This window comes from Amycolatopsis sp. NPDC059021, assembly GCF_042739895.1.
Lineage (GTDB): Bacteria > Actinomycetota > Actinomycetes > Mycobacteriales > Pseudonocardiaceae > Amycolatopsis.
Genome location: NZ_JBHYIQ010000024.1, coordinates 83,419 through 100,060, shown reverse-complemented (window position 1 = coordinate 100,060; position 16,642 = coordinate 83,419). Strand labels below are relative to the sequence as shown.

Below are 16,642 nucleotides of genomic sequence, written 5' to 3'. Positions count from 1 at the left end.
CTCAGGAGGCTCAGGAGGCGATGCCGAGATCCTTGATCAGCTTGGCGACGTGGCCGGTGGCGCGGACGTTGTAGGCCGCCTTCGCGATCTTGCCGTCGGCGTCCACGATGAACGTCGAGCGGACCACGCCCTGCACGATCCGGCCGTAGTTCTTCTTCTCCCCGAACGCGGACCACTCGGTGAGCACCTTCTTGTCCGGGTCCGAAAGCAGCGGGAAGGTCAGCTTTTCGGCCGCGACGAACTTCGCGAGCTTTTCCGGCTTGTCCGGTGAGATGCCCAGCACCTGGTACCCGGCGTCGTTCAGCTCCGCCAGATTGTCGCGGAAGTCGCAGGCCTGCTTGGTGCAGCCGGGCGTGCCCGCCGCCGGGTAGAAGTACACGACCACCGACTGACCGCGGAAGTCGCTCAGCGAGACGTTCTTGCCCTCGCTGTCGGGCAGGGTGAAGTCCGGCGCGGCGTCGCCGGGGGAAAGTCGCTCGGTCATGGCCGAAGAGTAACGCCTGGCACCGACAATCACGCGGGCCCGCAGTAGGTGGCCGCCGTCGGATCCGTGGCGCTCGGCCGCAACTGCAGGCGCATCTGCACCGGTTGCGTCGGCGCGGCGAACGCCAGGGTGATCCGGGCCGACCGTCCCGGCAGGACGTCCTTGCCCGCGTCGTAGACGCCGGTGAACCCTTGCGTCGCGTCGACGAGCTGCTTCGCGGGCGCGTCTCCGATCGTCGCGGTCACCGAAAGCCCGGAGAGCCGGTAGGTCTCGACGCCGTTGTTGACGACCTCGATGTCGAACGCCGCACCACGCGGGCTCGGCGGGTACGCGGCGCTGCTCGGCTGGAACGACTTCGGTGCCGAGACCGAGAACGACACACCGCTCGCGAACCGGTGATCGGTGCCGAACCGCAGGTCGTGCCCGGCCTGCGCGGCGGGCGAACCCGCCGGGGCCCCGCCGGCGCCGAGTGCCGCCGTCCCCTCCCGAGCGGGAACCCCGCAGGCCACCGCCGTGAACAGCACACAGGCGGCGAGCAGGGCTTTCGGGGTGCGCGGGGGCGCCATCTCGGTTACTCCAGTCGGGGTCAAGGTTCGGCCGTTCGGCCTAGGTGGCGAGCCGAACCCGCTCCACTCTGGCCGCCTTCTCACGCGCGTACGAGCGGAAGCGGGGTGTTGACGCGGACCTGGTGTACACCCGTGGCCGATCCGTGATCGGAACGGCACCCCCGGTGACCGAACTCACACGGTGGCGTGGTCGCGCTTTCTGGAGGCGCTTTCCGGCTCAGATGGCGAAGGCGAAGAGGAAGATGAAAAGCGCGACCCCGGAGACCCAGGCGGCCATCAGCCACCCGAAATCACGGATCGGATCGACCGCGCGGTTTTCCTCGCCCGGCACGTACACGCCGCGCTCCTCGAACCAGTCCGCCCAGCGGGCCAGCCAGCGCAACGGATTCCGTGACGTCACCTCTCACCTCCCGCTCGCCGCGCCACTCTGCCACAGTACGTCCGGGAAATCCCGTACCGGAAGGGAGCGCCATGCGTCGGACTACCAAGAAGACCGGAAGCAGGCCGAACAGAAAGGCTGGCGGATCCGCACGAAACGCCTGCTTCCGGTCGGATTGGTATCTACAGGCGCAGTACGTGCGAGACGGGCGAAAGGTGGCCGTCCTGCTCGTGCTCCTCGCCGGGCTCGGACTTCTCGGTGCGGTACCGGCGAACGCCGGAACCGGGGCTCCGCTCGCTCACCCGGTGTGGTTGTGTCGCCCCGGGTTGGTCGCCAATCCCTGCAATCAGACCCTGACCGGTGAACCGCAAGTCGCCGAACCCGGCGGAAAGTTCACCGCGGGTTACCCAGTGTCCCACGGACGGGTTCCGCTCGACGTCACCCGAGTCGAAGCGGACGGACGCACCGGCGTCGAGCCGTTCGAGCCGGCTTCGGCGCCGCCGGTCGATTGCTTCTTCGTCTATCCCACCGTCAACGTGCTCCCGAATCCGTTGCCGCAGCTCGGTTCGCTGCCGCCCGCGCGTGGCGACGACCAGCAGGCCGTCACGCTCGCCCAGGCCGGTCCGCTGCTCGGCCGGTGCCGGATGTTCGTGCCGTCCTACCGGCAGGCGTCGCTGGCCGCGCACGTCGTCGGCGTCGCCACGCGCACGACACCCGACTACGCGCTGGGCCTGCGCGACGTCGAGCAGGCGTGGGACACCTACTGGCGCGACTACAACGTCGATCCGGTGACGCACCGGCGGCGCGGGGTCGTGCTGCTCGGTCATTCGCAGGGGGCCGCCGACGTCGCGAGCCTGATCCGCGACCGCGTCGACGGGCGTCCCGATGTCCAGCCCTCGCTGGTTTCGGCGCTGGTGCTCGGCGGGAACGTCCCGGTCCCGATCGACCGCCCGGCGGGCGGTGGCGCCGATCCGGACGCGGCCTTCCAGTACGTGCCCGTCTGCGCCCGCGCGTCGGCGGCCCAGCCGGTGCCCACCGGATGCGTCACGGGCTACTCGTCGTACAAACAGCCCGGCGACCGGACGCTCCCGCCGGACTCGGTGTTCGGCGTGCTCGCCAAACCGGGGCATCGCATCCTGTGCGTCAACCCCGCGGCCCTCCTGACCGGCGCTCCCGCCGGCGCGACGGCGGATCTCGACGCGCGCCTGCCGACCCAGCGGCTGGTGGAGGGCAACCCGCTCCTGCCGGGCGGTCATCTGGCGCTCCTGCTCGCCGGGACCACGCTGACGACTCACCCGACCGGCTACGCGCGTTATCCGGGCTTGGTGAGCGGTCAGTGCCTGTTCCGCGAATACCCGGGTGGCAACGCCAGCTGGCTGCAGGTCCGCGGCGGCGACGCGCAGATCGGCGGCCCTGGTACCGGGCAGGGACTCGGGCTGCACGTCAAGGACTTCAACCTGGCGCTCGGGGATTTGACCGCACTCGTCGCCGCCCAGAGCGCCGAATGGCTGCGGACCCACTGACGGGGGCGGAGCGAGGGACGCCCTGGGTGCGTCGGGTGTGACAAGAGCGTCCCTGATCGTTCCTGTCGGATGAACTGTTCAGCGCGGTCGGAAAAAGAATTCCGAGGCGTGACCCGGCGGTGACCTGATAGACATGAGTTGGTCATCGACGCGCCCGTCGTGAGACAATGCCCAGAGGTGTCGCAGTCGATTTCGCCAGGGCAAACGTCCTTTTCGTCCCGGTGTTTTCTTACAGATTATTTCAAGGTCTGACTGACTTTTACAGGTCGGCTCCTGGCCTTCTTCCCTGCCGCTTTCCCCGGCTAACGTCGGGACGTCCTCGTGAAGGGGAAGCCGACACTCCTGTTCCGCGCCGGTCGCGGATAGCCGTACGGAAGTGAGTTGCGTTGCTCGTGAGCATGTCGTCCGAGGTGACCGTGTTTTCCGATCGTCCAGAGGCGCGCGAGGCCATGGTGGCCCTGCTTACCCGCGCACCCGCGTGTGCGGGTGCGGACGTCGCCGTCGTCGCGCACGGCGGCACGTTGCCCGCCACCGCGCTGCGGCACTGTGTCGAGCGGCTCGGCCGGTCCTATCGGGTGCTCGTCGTCCTGCCCGAGGGCGCGGCAGCCCAGGTCCCGGACCTGCTGCGGGCCGGTGCGCTGGGATTCGTCGACGCGCGCTGCGGCGAGCAGGAGTTCTTCGACGCTCTCGCGGTGGTCGCGCGCGGCGCGGTGTACGTGGCTGCGGACGCGCGACAGGCCTTGACCGCCGCGCCTGCGACGACGTCCGCGCCGCCATCGGTGCTGACCCCGCGTGAGCGCGAAGTGCTGTGCTGGATCGCGAACGGCTACACGCATTCCCAGACCGCCCGCCGGATGGGGCTTTCCAGTGCCACTGTCGACACCTACGTCAAACGGATCCGCGCGAAGCTCGAGGTGCGCAACAAGGCCGAGCTGACCCGCAAGGCGTTGGAGCTCGGGCTCGTCGGACAGGAGCCGGTGCCGGCCGCCGTCGCCGCTTGATCAGCGCGCCAGCGGCAGGGAGACGCTGAACCGGCAGCCGCCGGGGATGTTCCGCACCGCGACGGTGCCGTGATGCGCTTCGACGATCCCGCGCACGATCGCCAGGCCCAGTCCGCCCCCTGTGCCGGCCCCGGAGCGAGCCGGGCTGCCCCGCCAGCCCGGCTCGAAGACCTTGTCGAGATCCTCGGCCGGGATACCGCCGCAGGCGTCCGACACCGTGATGACGGCCTGGCCCCCGTCGGCCGCCGCGGCCACCGTGACGGTACCGCCGGGCTGGGTGTGCCGGATCGCGTTGCCGAGCAGGTTTCCCAGCACCCGGGAAAGCTGTCGGACGTCGACGCGGACCTCGACGGCCGCGATGCCGCCGGGCGCAAGGTGAACGCCGCGGCCGCGCGCCTGCGGTTCGCACGCCGAGACGGTGTCGCTGATCAGGTCGAAGAGCGGGAGCGTCCGCAGTGACAGGGTGAGCGACTGCGACTGGATGCGGGAGAGGTCGAACAGATCGGTGACCAGCTGGTCCAGGCGCTGCGTTTCCAGCAGGATCTGCCGGTGGTACCGATCCTGGTCGGGGGCGACGCCGTCCTGCAACGCCTCCGCCATCGCGCGAAGGCTCCCGAGCGGAGTGCGGAGATCGTGCGAGACCCACGCGATGAGCTGGCGCCGCGAACTCTCCAGCAGCCGCTCGTGTTCCCGCGACGCCGCGAGCGCGGTGCTCATCGCCGCGAGTTCCTGGCTCAGCACCTCCCATTCGGCGGCGCTGTCGCCGGCGGGCGCGGCGAACCGGCCCTGGACGCCCATGCTGCGCGCCGCCTGCGCGAGGTCGCGGCTGCCGTGCAGGAACCGGCGGCCGAGCAGCAGGCAGACGACCAGCGACACCCCGGTGCACGGAATACAGGCGAGCAGGATTTCCCGCAGATCCGGATACGCGACACGCTCCATAAAAGCGAGTGCGAACATGCTCGCCGCTATCCCCGCCACCGGAATGACGATGAGTACGACCATCATCACCACGAGCGAGGACCGGCGCAGCAGCCACAGGAAAGCGGAACCGATCAAGGCGACCGCGACCGAGCACCACAACGACACGAGGGCTATTTCGAGCAGAGGGTGCATCCGGGCCGATTTCCCGAGGTCTCGTGAGTTTGCTTACGGGGAAAAACAAGGTGCGACGGCGGCTGTACAATCCGATGCCAGGCGCGGCGAGAAGTATAGGCTACTCGGAGGTATGTGAGACCTGTGGCGTCCGATTCTGAGGGGCAGCGTTCACAGTCCGTAAAGGACGAAGCCGCGGCTGAACCAGCTCGAACCCTGCGCATCTTCCCGCCCGTCGAGCGGGCGGGGGAACCGGCCGATGGCGACCGGGCGCGGCTGAAGCTGGTGGAGGACGTCGCCGCCGACACACCGGAACCCGACTACGAGAAGGTGCCCCTCGAAGTCCTTTCCGGGACCGCTGCCCGCACCACGGCGCCGGAGGACACCGAGCCGGTCAAGGCCAAACGGTGCAGACTGCCCTCGACCCCGGTGCTGATCGCGCTCGCGGGCGCCGCCGTCGTGCTGGTGTCCGTCCCGTTCCTGATCACCGAAATGTGGGACGCCCCGAAGGCGGGCGGTGAAGTCCCGGTCAGGTCGGTGGACGGGGTACCGGCACTCGTCGCCCCGACGCCGGGGCCGGTGCCGGGGCAGCCCGTGCCGGGGGCTTCCTCCGCGCCGGGCGTGCCGGGCGGCGTGCCCGCGTCCGGGCAGCCGGGCCTGACGAACGCGCCGATGACGGCGGCGGGGCAGCCGAACGTCCCGCCGGGGCAGGCCGGCGCGCTGGTCGCGGGTGCCGGGTGCGCCAACACGGCTCGCGCGTCGTATCAGAAGGTCGGCGAGTACGCGAAGGGCCGCGAGGGCTGGAACACCTATCAGGGCGGCTCGGCCGACGCGGGCTGCTCGGGCGTCTTCGACGCGATGCCGATGGCGGGCAACTCCGACGGCTCCCCGGATCCGCAGACCTACACGCGGTGGCTCTTCGACGTTTCCGGCACTGTCACCGCCGGCCGGTGCGCGGTCTCGGTGTACATCCCGAACGACAGCAACATCGAGCACGTCGGCGCCGTGAAGGCGCACTACTCGGTGTTCCGCTCGCAGACCACGTCGGCCGACAACGTTGTCGGCGTGGCCGACATCGACCAGACCGCCCATCTCGGCCAGTGGGTGAGTCTCGGCGGCCCGTTCAAGGTCGACACGGGCAAGCTCGCGGTCAAGCTCAACAACAGTGGCATCGACTGGAACACCAGCGACGGCAAGGCGAACTACCGGCACATCGCTTCGACGCAGCTGAAGGTGAGCTGTTCGCCGAGCTGAGCCTCACCCGGCCCGCCAGCCGCGACGGCGGGCGCGGGGGACGACGACGGCGCCGATCGCCACCAGCGCGATGATCGTGCCCGCCACCGCGGCGACGATCCCGGCGAGCACCTCGGGCCCGTGTTCCGCGGGTGCGGGCATGCGTACGGCCGCGGGTGCCGCCTCGGCCTTGGCGGTGCCGGGAGGCAGTTCCGCGGTGACCGCCGCGGCCGGGTCGACCACGCCGGTGCCGAGCAGCGGATCCGGTACCCCGCCCGCCGGCGGGTAAGCGGTTTCTTTCAGCCGCCGTACGGTTTCCGGGCCGGACAGCGCGGGCCGGTACGACCGGACGAGCGCGGCGGCGCCGGACACCATCGCCGCCGCGACGGCGTCGTCGCTCGCGGTGAAGAGGCCGTTGCCGCCGGGGCCGAGGCCGGTGATGGCGGCGCCCGGCGCGGCGAGGTCGACCCGGATTCCCGGGAGATCCGTGCGCATCGGGGGGCCCTGCGGGGTGATCGCGGCGACCGAGACCACTCCGGGGTAGGCGGCCGGGTACGCGGCGACCGGCTTCTGACCGGCGGCGACCGCGGCCGGTGCGACGACCACGGCTCCGGACGTGACGGCTCCGGCGACCGCGTCGGCGAGTTCCGGTGAGGGCTCGACGACCGCCGCCGACACCTGGACGATCCGCGCGCCCGCCGCGAGTGCCGTGCGGATACCGGTCGCGAGCGAGTGGGCCGTGGTGCCGCCGATCCGGTCGGTCACCGGTACCGAGAGCACGCGCGCGCCGGGCGCGATCCCGCTGAAGCCGCCGCCGGGCCGAGGCGTGGCGGCGACGATCCCGGCCACGAACGTGCCATGTCCGGCACAGTCGGTCCCGGCACCCGCCACTTTGCCGGACAACGCGGGAGACGACGTGTCCACGCCGGTGTCGAGCACCGCGACGGTGACGCCCGAGCCGTCGGCGTGCGCCCACGCCCGCTCCGGCCGTAGCCTCGCCTGCGCCCACGGCAGGTCATTGGTGTCCACTGTAGACGCTGTACGGCAGGCTTGGTTCTCGTTCAGCGACTGGGTGATCGGCGGCATTTCCGGCGCGGCGGGCGCCGGCACCGCGCCAAGCGGCAGTGCCAGTGTCACTGCCACGCAGAGCACGGCCGTCCAACGGGGAGCAGATCGCACATCACGACGGTAGGCGGCCCGTGTCCACTGGGGACAGTCCCGGAAAAGGGGGCTTCAGCCCACCGGGACGGGCAGATCCTCGGCGCGGAGCAGGCGCAGGTCGTCGAGGGTGGGCGAATCCAGCCGGGTGATCCGCCCGGCCTGGCGGGTCATCGCCGATTCGAGGAGCTGACGCGCATAGCGGGCGTTGCCGAACGAACGGTCGTGGGGCACCTGCTCGAAGTGCGTGTGCAGCGCCGCCACCAGTTCGGGGCCACAGTCGTAGCCGTTGGAGGCCGCGTCGCGTGTGACGATGTCGACCAGCTCGGCGGGTTCGTAGTCGGTGAAGACGATGGTGCGGGCGAACCGCGAAGCCAGCCCCGCGTTGGAGGCGAGGAAGTCCCGCATTTCCTCGGTGTATCCCGCGACGATCACGACGACGGCGTCGCGGTGATCCTCCATGAGCTTCACCAGTGTGTCGACCGCTTCCTGGCCGAAGTCGTTGCCGCCGAGGGAAGTCAGCGTGTAGGCCTCGTCGATGAACAGCACCCCGCCCAGCGCCCGCTCGAACGCCTCCTTCGTCAGCCGCGCGGTGTGCCCGACGTACTTGCCGACGATGTCGGCCCTGCCGACCTCGACCAGCTGCCCGGTCGGGAGCACGCCGAGTTCGGCGAGCAGTTCGCCGTAGAGCCGCGCGACGGTCGTCTTGCCGGTGCCCGGGGGGCCGGCGAACACCGCGTGGTTGCCGATCGGTGGCGTCGGCAGGCCCGCGGAGGCACGCTTTCTGTTCGCCTCCAACAGGTTCGCCAGGTCTTCGACGGTGTCCTTCACGGCGCCGAGACCGATCATCCCGCGCAGCCGCGACAGCGCGGACGGCGGTTTCCGGCCGGGCGGCAGCGCGGCGTCGTCGCTGACGTCGGACGGCAGCAGCAGGGAGAGGTCTTCCTGCCCGGCGTCCGGCAGCTCGGCCAGCCGCACCGCCTGGCGGTCGATCATCTCCTCGAACAGCTTGCGCGCGGCGCGGCCGTTGCCGAAGTCCGGGCCGCGGTGCATGCGCCGGAAATGCTCGCCCAGCGCGGCGCGGGTGTCGTCGGCCAGCCGGTAGCTGTGCGCGGCACACATGTGCTCGACGATGGTGACCAGCTCGTCCACCGAGTAGTTGTCGAACTCGATGGTGCGGTTGAACCGGGAAGCGAGGCCAGGGTTGGAGGCGAGGAACCCGCGCATCTGCTCCGAATATCCGGCCGCGATCACGACGATGTCGTCGCGGTGATCCTCCATGAGCTTCACCAGCGTATCCACGGCTTCGCGGCCGAAATCGGGACCATTGCCCGATTCCTGCGCGGTCAGCGTGTACGCCTCGTCGATGAACAGGACGCCGCCGAGCGCCTTGGTGAACGCCTCGGTGGTCTTGATCGCGGTGCCGCCGACGATCTGCGCGACCAGGTCCGCCCGCGAGACCTCGACCAGATGCCCGCTGCGCAGCGCGCCGAGCGAAGCGAGGATCGTGCCGTACAACCGCGCGACGGTCGTCTTGCCGGTGCCCGGCGGACCCGCGAAGATCAGGTGCCTGCTCATCGGCAGGCCGGGCAGGCCGGCCCGCTGACGGCGCTTGGTCATCCGGGTCAGGTTGATCAGGGTCGTGACCTGGTGTTTGACGCCGTCCAGGCCGACGAGCGAGGTCAGCTCCTCGATCGCGCCGAGGCTTTCCGCGTCGTCGTCCCCGGTCGCGCGATTGTCCCGGCTTTCCAGGTTCTCCACGGAAAGCCGTTCGCTCGTGCCGGGATGCCCGACCCCGGAACCGCCGTTGCCCACGGCGACGCAGTCGGTGACCTCGACCGGCTCGTCGGTGTCGACGTGCAGGCCGTCGCGGGCGTTGCCGAGCAGCTCGCAGCCGGTGAGGGTGCTGCGGCCGCCGGGGCCGACGAGCACGCCGTGGCCCTTGTTGTCCCGGACTTTGCTGTTCGACAGGGTCAGCTCGGCGTGCTCGGCGACGCTGATGCCGTCACCGCCGCAGGCCCGGATCTCGCAGTCGCGCAGCAGACCGGTGCCTCCTGGCTCGATCACGACGCCGCCGCCGGGCAGGTCGTGGAGCACCGTGGTGCTCACATACGGGTCGGCGTCGTCGCCGATGCGGATGCCCGGGCCGGTGGTGCCGGTGATGCCGGAGGCCTCCAGCCTGCCGCGCCCGCCGGTGAAGAACGCGACGCCGTCGCCGCGTGTGTCCTCAATGGACACTCGGCGCAGGAGCGGGTTGGCGCCCGCGCGGACGGTGACCGCGGTGCCCTCGACGTCGCGGATCTCCAGCTTGTCGAACTCCGCTACGCATTCGTCGGTGAGTTCGACGCCGTCCTGTGCGCAGTCGTACACGGTGAGGTCGCGGAAAACCGGTCCCGCGAGTTCACCGACGTGGACAGCGGCCTGCCCCGCCGAGAACACCCGCAGGTTCTCGTAGCTGCCCCTGGCCTTGTCCTTGACGAAGATCCCGTGTGCTTTGGCCCGGCCGATCTTGCAGTCGCGCACCACGGGATCCCCGCCGAGCACGACGATCCCGTGTTCGCGTGCGCCCACGAAGGAGCAGTCCCGCAGGACCGGCCGTCCGGTCGTGTTCAGGTACGCGCCGATGGCGACGTCGGTGACGACCGTGCCGGCGACCGTCGTGCCGGTGCTCGCTTCGAGCGCGATGGCGGGCTTGTCGGTGCGGGAGATCTGGCAGTCCTCGATGATGCCGGTGGATTCGGCGTTCGCGCAGACGCCGTTGCCCCGGCTGTCCCGCATGACGCAGCGCCGGATGACCGAGGCGGCACGGTCACTGATCACCACCGCGGAACTGCCGAGATGCTCGAAAAGGCTGTCCTCGACGACACTTCCGGTCTCCGAGGTGTCCACGATGCCCGCACCGGCCGCATTGGACACCCGGCATCCGCGCATCGCGAGCGAGCCTGATTCCCTTGCCAGCACGGCGGTCCACGACGAGCCGACGACCTCGCAGTCGTCCATCGCCGCCTGTCCACGTGGGACGTCCACAGTGGGCAGTTCGGCGTCCTTGCCGCGCAGGACGAGACCGGACAGCTGCACGGCCTCCGACGTCACGCGCACGACGCTGCCGCGGACGGGGGCGAGCTCGACACTGCGTGATCCCTCGGCCGCGGTGATGGTCACCACCTTGGTGATCACCAGGTTCTCCCGGTACCGGCCGGGACGGACCGAGATCACCGAACCGGGGCGGGCCGACTCCAGTGCGGCGGTGATGGTCCGGTAGCCCTCGGGTCCTTCCGGGCTGACCGACAGGACGGGCCGTGCCACGCTCCACTCTCCTCACGAGCTGCCGGGTGCGCTTCCAGTCTGCCCGCCGCACCGGGGGATCGGCAGTCCCACAAAGCAGCGGTGGTGTCCCTTCTTCTGGGACTGGCCGGGTGCGCGGGCGAGGGAGTGGAATGGGCGGGATGACGACCGTCGGGAGAACGGATGGGGTTCGGCGCCTTGCTGTCCACTGTGTCCGGACGCCGCGCGAGGCCGGGGACCCGCCGTGCGTTGCGGGCGGAGATCGACCGGCTGCGGCGGGAAGCGGCGCGGTCGGGACGGCGGCTGGCCGAGGCGGAGCGGGAATGCACGGCGCTGCGCCAGGCACAGCGTGACCTGATCGCCGGGCTCTCCCACGAGCTGCGCACCCCGCTCGCGGCTATCCGCGCCGCCGCCGAGGCGTTGGACGACGGCGTCGCCGCCTCGCCGGAAAAGTACACGGCGAGCGTCGTGCACCAGTCGCGGCGTCTGGACCGGGTGGCGGGCGACCTGTTCGAACTCGCCAAGGCGCAGGCCGGGGCGGGGCGGGTGGACCGGGCCGTCGTGCCGGTCGGTGACCTGCTCGATTCCGCGCTCGCCACAGCGCTTTCCTTCGCGCTGGAACGCGGTGTGCGGCTGCGTCAGACCCGGCCGGAACCCGAACGGACCGTGACCGTCGACGTCGCGGTGACGACCAGGGCGCTCACGAACGTGGTCCTGCACGCGGTCCGGCACACGCCCGCGGGTGGGCAGGTGACCGTGCTGGTGACCGGTACCGCGGACGACGTCGAGATCCTCGTCGGCGACGCCTGCGGCGGACTCCCCAGCGGCGAACCCCTCGGCGCGGCCGAACCCGGCGAGGCCGCGCTTTCGGTGACGCGCGGCCTCGTTCGCCAGCACGGCGGCGATCTGCTGACCACCCACGCCCCCGGCGGCTGCCGCTTCAGCCTCCACCTCCCCACCTGATCACGTGAGTTACGCGCCTGATCACGCGAGATCTCCCTCGGATCACGTGAGTTCGCCGCAACGTACCTGGCGACGTCCCGTGCGCGAACCGAGATCTCCCGTGATTGGCCGGAGATCTCGCGTGACGGGAGACGCAACTCGCGTGATTGGAAGCGTAACTCGGGTGATCAGCCGAAGCGGTAGCCGACGCCCCAGACAGTGGTGAGGATCGTCGGGGCGGCGGGGTCGGTTTCGATCTTTTCGCGCAGCCGCCGGACGTAGACGCTCACCATCGCGGTGTCGCCGACCTGCCACTGCCAGACCTGTTGCATGAGTTCGTCCTTGCGCAGGGTCTGGCCGGCGTGAGTGAAGAAGAACCCCAGCAGGTCGAGTTCGCGGCTGGTGAGGCGCAGTGGGTGCCCGGCCTTGGCCGCGTGCCGGGTCGCCGGGTCGAAGGTGAGGTCTTCGACACGCAGCTCACGCGGGGCGGAGACGACCGGCTGCGCGGCGGAACGCCGGAGCAGTGCCTGGGCGCGCAGGGCCAGTTCACGCGGGCTGAACGGTTTGGTGACGTAGTCGTCCGCGCCCAGCTCGAGGCCGTGGATGCGGTCCTCCTCCTCGCCGAGGGCGGTGACGAGGATGATCGGCACCGAACTCGTCTCCCGCAGTTTCCGGCACACGTGCGTGCCGTCGAGCCGCGGCAGCATCCGGTCCAGGATCACCAGGTCGGGCTTGAACGCGGAAAAGCTGTCCAACGCCATGACGCCGTCGCTGGCCACGGCGACCAGCATCCCGGAATGGCTGAGATAGCCGGCTATCACCTCGGCCATCGTCGGATCGTCCTCGACCACCAGGACCCGATGGTTCCGTGGCGCGGTCTGTGTCAGCTCGTCTGGCCCGCCGGTCACTGCACCTTCCCGTCACTGCCGCCCCGCGGCTTCGAGAGTAACGGGCGGCAGCGGTCAGTGACCGGTGAGGTAGGGCGTCTGCACCTGGACGGTCCGGCGGCGGGTGGCGTACTGCGCGCGGCCGGGCGGCAGCTTCAGCGGCCGGACGTCGTTGAACAGCGGGCCCTCCGACGGCGGGCAGGACAGCAGCGCGACCGGGGTGTTGACCTCCGCCAGCCGCCTGAGCAGCGGGTCCTGCTGGCCCCGGCCGATGTTGGTGGCGCTGCGCGCGACGACGACGTGCAGGCCGATCTCGTGGCCATGGGCGAGGTGGTCGAGCAGGGCGAGGAACGGGGTGTCCATCGGGTCGGTGCCGATCAGGTCGTGGTCATCGACGACGAGGAACAGCTCCGGCCCGGTCCACCAGTCACGCAGTGGCAGCCGCTCCGGGGTGATTTCCGGTCCGGGCACGCGTTTCGCCATCGCCCGCGACGAACCGGCGACCGCCTCGCGCACCAGGTCCTTCGACACCGCGTAGCCCAGCCGGTACTCCTCGGGGACGGCGTCGAACAGCTGCCGCCGGGTGTCGACGAACGTGATCCGCGCCTGCTCCGGCGTGTACCGGGAGACGACGCCGCGGGCGATGTGCCGCAGCAGGTTCGTCTTGCCGGTCGCGTCGTCGCCGACGACCACGAGGTGCGGATGCTCGGTGAAGTCGTGCCACAGCGGCTTCATGTCTTCGCCCGAGAGGCCGAGCGGGACCCGGAGCGTGCCTTCGGCGGGTGGCAGCTCCGACGCGTCGAGCACGGCGGGCAGCGTTCGCACCGGCGGCGCCGACGGGCCGTGCCACGCTTGCGCGATCGCGTGCACGAGCGCCGCCGAGCCCGCCGCGGGGTCTTCGTCGGTGCCGAGCCGCGGCAGGGCGGTGAGGAAGTGCGCCTTGTCCTCGGTGAGCCCGCGGCCGGGGATCTTGGGCACGGTCGCGGCCGCGCGCATGTTGATCATCGACTCGACCGGGTCGCCGAGCCGCAGTTCGAACCGGGTGCCGAGCTGATCGCGCAGCCCGCCGGTGATCTCGCCGGACCGTGTCGCGGTGATGATCAGGTGGACGCCGTAGTTGAGCCCGCGCGTGGCGAGCAGGGCGAACGTCGGCACGAGATCCATGAAGTCCTGACGGATCGTGGCCCAGCCGTCGACGATCAGGAACACGTCGCCGTACTCCTGATCGGGCAGCCGGCCGGCCGCGCGACGGCGGCGGAAGTCGGCGATGGACTCGATGCCGAGTTCGGCGAACCGCTGCTCCCGCTCGGCCAGCAGCGACGTCACCTGTTTGATCGTGCGGTGCAGGCGCTCGGTGTCGAGCCTGCCGGTCACGCCGCCGACGTGTGGCAACCCGGTCAGCGCGGTCAGCAGGCCGCCGCCGAAGTCGAGGCAGTAGAACTGGACCTCGCGCGGGGTCCGGATCAGTGCGAGCGCGGTGACCAGGGTGCGCACCATCGTGCTCTTGCCGCTCTGCGGCCCGCCGATGATCGCGACGTGCCCGCCCGCGCCCTCGAGATCGGCGATCAGCGGTTCCCGCAGCTGCTCGAAGGGGCGGTCGATGATCCCGGCGGGCACGGCCATCCCGCGTTCCTGAGCGTCCACTGTGGTCAGTCCGCGCGCCGGGGACCTGGTCAGCGCGGGCAGCAGCTCGGTCAGTGACGGCGGGACGTCCAGCGGGGGCAGCCACACCATGTGCGCGGGCGGGCCCGAGGCGTCGAGCCGGTCGACCGCGACACCCAGCAGCGTTTCCCCGGTGGCCTCGGGCTCCGGCTCTTCGGCGACGGGCAGTTCACGCGGCGGGACGTACGCGGAGGTGTAGGGCACGATCTGCCTGGCCACGATCGACTGCCGGGTCTCCCGCCGGATGTGGCGGTATTCGCCCGAAACGTAGGCGGCTTTGAATCGTGTGAGCGTGTCCACATCGGTCTTGAGGAAGCCGTTGCCCGGCTGGGGCGGCAGCTGGTAGGCGTCCGGAACCCCCAGCACCCCGCGGCTTTCCATCGCCGAGAACGTGCGCAGGCCGATCCGGTAGGAAAGGTGCGATTCGAGCTGGTGCGTGCGGCCCTCGTCGAGCCGCTGCGAGGCCAGCAGCAGGTGGACGCCCAGGCTGCGGCCGAGCCGTCCGATCATCACGAACAGGTCCATGAACTCCCGGTGCGCGGCGAGCAGCTCGCTGAACTCGTCCACCACGACGAACAACGTCGGCAACGGCGCGAGCAGCGTGCCGGCGGCGCGGGCCGTCTCGTATTCGAGGACCGAGCTGTAGTTTCCCGCCTTGCGCAACAGTTCCTGACGCCGGATCAGCTCGCCGTGCAGCGCGTCCTTCATGCGCTCGACGAGCACGACCTCGTCGGCGAGGTTGGTGATCACCGCCGAAGTGTGCGGCAGCCGGTCGAGGCCGAGGAACGTCGCGCCGCCCTTGAAGTCGACGAGGACGAAGTTGAGCGTCTCCGAGGAATGGGTCAGTGCCAGGGAAAGCACGAGCGTCCGCAGCAGCTCCGACTTCCCGGAACCGGTGGCGCCGATGAGCATCCCGTGCGGGCCCATGCCGCCCTGCGCGGACTCCTTGACGTCCAGTTCTACCGGCGTGCCGTCGGCGCTGATCCCGATCGGCACCCGGAGCCGGGCGGCGCCGACGTGCCGGGCGTGCAGTTTCGCCAGGTCCGCGCCCTTCAGGTCGAGGATGTTGAGCAGGGTGGTCAGCTCGAAGTCGGTGGTCAGCGGCTCGGTGCTGTCGGTGGACACGGCGAGCCGGTACGGCGCGAGCAGCCGCGCGAGCGATTCGGCGCGGACGGTGCTCAGCGTGTCCGGCGTGCCGATCGGGGTCGCGGTCTCCTTGCCGCCGCGTTCCGTGCGCACCAGTTCGGCCTTCTCGGCGTCGACGCGCAACAGCAGCGTGCGCGGGTCGGACTCCCAGTCCAGCGCGCTGCCGAGGTCGAGCACCGTGACGTTGCGGTATCCCGCACCGGCCATGCGGCTGCCGTGTGCGGTGCTGGCGCCGTCGAGGACGACGATCGTGTAGGGCTCGTCCAGGGTGGGCATCGCGTCGCGGTCGAAGAACGGGCGCCCGGCCAGCTCTTCGCCGAGCAGGCCTTCCAGCTCGCCGATCGATTCGGCGACCAGCCGCACCGGGCCCGCGCCGTCGGTGTCGGCCGGATGCAGGTTGTGCGGCAACCACTTCGCCCATGACCACGCGGCGTACTCCTTGCCGACGATCACGATCCGCAGGTCCTGCGGGGCGTGGAAAACCGACAGCTGAGCCAGGATCGCCCGGGCCACGCCGCACGCGACCTCGGCGTCGCCGCGCAGCAGCACCCGCGCGTACGACCGGAGGTACACCGCTATCGGCTGATCCGGCACCGTGGCGTAGGCGCGGATGAACCGGCGCAGCGCGTGCGCGCAGAGCGGTTCGAGGTCTTCGACCGGTTTAGTGGACAGCGGGGACAGCCGGGTCCCCAGCTGCCGGTCCCCGACCGCGATCCGGACCTCGCCGAAATCCGGGTGGTCCGGCCGGGTCTCCCACAGCCGCGAAGTCCGGATCATCGACCACAGCGCGGCCGGGGCGGGATGCCGCCAGCCCTGTGCGCGCTGCTGGTCACCGATCGTCACCCGCACCTTTTTCCGCGCCTGGGCCAGATAGCGCAGGAAGTCGCGGCGCGCACCGGACATCTGGCGCTTGCGCTCGGAGGCGGTACGCAGGAACTGCGCGGCGAGCATGCCGACGGCGGCGAGCACCATCAGGCCGATCGCGAAGTACATCAGCGTGCCGCCCGCGCCGGAACCGGGCCGCAGGAAGATCATCACCATCGCCAGCGAGGACAACGCCATCGGCAGATAGGTGATGACGCCGCTGAAGCCACTTTGCACCTCGGGCAGCTCGGGCGGCTCCTGGAGACTGATCTCGCCGGACGGCATCGGCGGTCCTGGCTGCCGTTCGGAGCGGCGGAACAGCACGACACTCACGGCGATGTCCTTTCCGGTCGGTACTGGCCAGCGAAGAATCGCACGCCCGCCGCGGGGAATCAGGTCCCGTAAATCGGCGACGTTACA

Annotated in this window: 12 protein-coding genes; 4 read left to right on the top strand and 8 right to left on the bottom strand. The window is 70.5% G+C overall.

What is annotated here, in order from left to right; genetic code table 11:
* Nucleotides 1-10 precede the first annotated feature (10 nt).
* The 3 genes from bcp to ACFWX1_RS17000 form a co-directional block, all read right to left on the bottom strand.
* A complete protein-coding gene (bcp, locus tag ACFWX1_RS17010) occupies nt 11-484 on the bottom strand; it encodes a thioredoxin-dependent thiol peroxidase (RefSeq protein WP_378388234.1) in 474 nt (157 codons plus the stop codon).
* Between the two features lie 29 nt (nt 485-513).
* Entirely contained in the window at nt 514-1,050 is a 537-nt protein-coding gene (locus ACFWX1_RS17005) for a hypothetical protein (RefSeq protein ID WP_378388232.1), read from the bottom strand.
* Nucleotides 1,051-1,267: 217 nt separating this feature from the next.
* The gene (locus tag ACFWX1_RS17000; protein WP_378388231.1) at nt 1,268-1,450 is read right to left on the bottom strand and encodes a hypothetical protein; all 183 of its coding nucleotides are present in this window, start codon (nt 1,448-1,450) and stop codon (nt 1,268-1,270) included.
* Nucleotides 1,451-1,839: 389 nt separating this feature from the next.
* Between ACFWX1_RS17000 and ACFWX1_RS16995 the strand changes: the two genes are divergently transcribed.
* Nucleotides 1,840-2,952: a DUF3089 domain-containing protein gene (locus ACFWX1_RS16995; protein ID WP_378388229.1), complete on the top strand. Its 1,113-nt coding sequence runs from the start codon at nt 1,840-1,842 to the stop codon at nt 2,950-2,952.
* A 398-nt stretch (nt 2,953-3,350) separates the two neighbouring features.
* Nucleotides 3,351-3,953, top strand: a complete 603-nt coding sequence (locus ACFWX1_RS16990; protein WP_378388227.1) for a response regulator transcription factor — start codon at nt 3,351-3,353, stop codon at nt 3,951-3,953.
* Here ACFWX1_RS16990 and ACFWX1_RS16985 read toward each other — a convergent pair whose 3' ends face one another.
* Nucleotides 3,954-5,066 (bottom strand): sensor histidine kinase, encoded by a 1,113-nt coding sequence (locus ACFWX1_RS16985; RefSeq protein WP_378388225.1) that lies wholly within the window; start codon nt 5,064-5,066, stop codon nt 3,954-3,956. It lies immediately after the preceding gene.
* Between the two features lie 123 nt (nt 5,067-5,189).
* Here ACFWX1_RS16985 and ACFWX1_RS16980 point away from each other — a divergent pair, with 123 nt between their 5' ends.
* On the top strand, nt 5,190-6,299 hold the full coding sequence (locus tag ACFWX1_RS16980) for a hypothetical protein (protein WP_378388223.1): 1,110 nt from the start codon (nt 5,190-5,192) through the stop codon (nt 6,297-6,299).
* A 3-nt stretch (nt 6,300-6,302) separates the two neighbouring features.
* On the opposite strand, the gene ACFWX1_RS16975 is transcribed toward ACFWX1_RS16980, so the two are convergent.
* Together ACFWX1_RS16975 and ACFWX1_RS16970 are read right to left on the bottom strand one after the other, a co-directional pair.
* The gene (locus ACFWX1_RS16975) at nt 6,303-7,421 is read right to left on the bottom strand and encodes a S8 family serine peptidase (RefSeq protein ID WP_378388221.1); all 1,119 of its coding nucleotides are present in this window, start codon (nt 7,419-7,421) and stop codon (nt 6,303-6,305) included.
* A gap of 90 nt (nt 7,422-7,511) precedes the next feature.
* On the bottom strand, nt 7,512-10,742 hold the full coding sequence (locus tag ACFWX1_RS16970; RefSeq protein WP_378388219.1) for a right-handed parallel beta-helix repeat-containing protein: 3,231 nt from the start codon (nt 10,740-10,742) through the stop codon (nt 7,512-7,514).
* 162 nt (nt 10,743-10,904) lie between these two features.
* Between ACFWX1_RS16970 and ACFWX1_RS16965 the strand changes: the two genes are divergently transcribed.
* Nucleotides 10,905-11,684: a sensor histidine kinase gene (locus ACFWX1_RS16965; protein ID WP_378388217.1), complete on the top strand. Its 780-nt coding sequence runs from the start codon at nt 10,905-10,907 to the stop codon at nt 11,682-11,684.
* A gap of 167 nt (nt 11,685-11,851) precedes the next feature.
* Here ACFWX1_RS16965 and ACFWX1_RS16960 read toward each other — a convergent pair whose 3' ends face one another.
* Nucleotides 11,852-12,571, bottom strand: a complete 720-nt coding sequence (locus ACFWX1_RS16960; RefSeq protein ID WP_378388215.1) for a response regulator transcription factor — start codon at nt 12,569-12,571, stop codon at nt 11,852-11,854.
* Nucleotides 12,572-12,625: 54 nt separating this feature from the next.
* Nucleotides 12,626-16,555: a type VII secretion protein EccCa gene (gene eccCa, locus ACFWX1_RS16955; RefSeq protein WP_378388213.1), complete on the bottom strand. Its 3,930-nt coding sequence runs from the start codon at nt 16,553-16,555 to the stop codon at nt 12,626-12,628.
* Between the last annotated feature and the right edge of the window lie 87 nt (nt 16,556-16,642).

Excerpts from the sequence above, each read along its gene's own strand:
- bcp (WP_378388234.1), bottom strand. The coding sequence starts at position 484 with ATGACCGAGCGACTTTCCCCCGGCGACGCCGCGCCGGACTTCACCCTG.
- ACFWX1_RS17005 (WP_378388232.1), bottom strand. The coding sequence starts at position 1,050 with ATGGCGCCCCCGCGCACCCCGAAAGCCCTGCTCGCCGCCTGTGTGCTG.
- ACFWX1_RS16990 (WP_378388227.1), top strand. The coding sequence starts at position 3,351 with ATGTCGTCCGAGGTGACCGTGTTTTCCGATCGTCCAGAGGCGCGCGAG.
- ACFWX1_RS16985 (WP_378388225.1), bottom strand. The coding sequence starts at position 5,066 with ATGCACCCTCTGCTCGAAATAGCCCTCGTGTCGTTGTGGTGCTCGGTC.
- ACFWX1_RS16965 (WP_378388217.1), top strand. The coding sequence starts at position 10,905 with ATGGGGTTCGGCGCCTTGCTGTCCACTGTGTCCGGACGCCGCGCGAGG.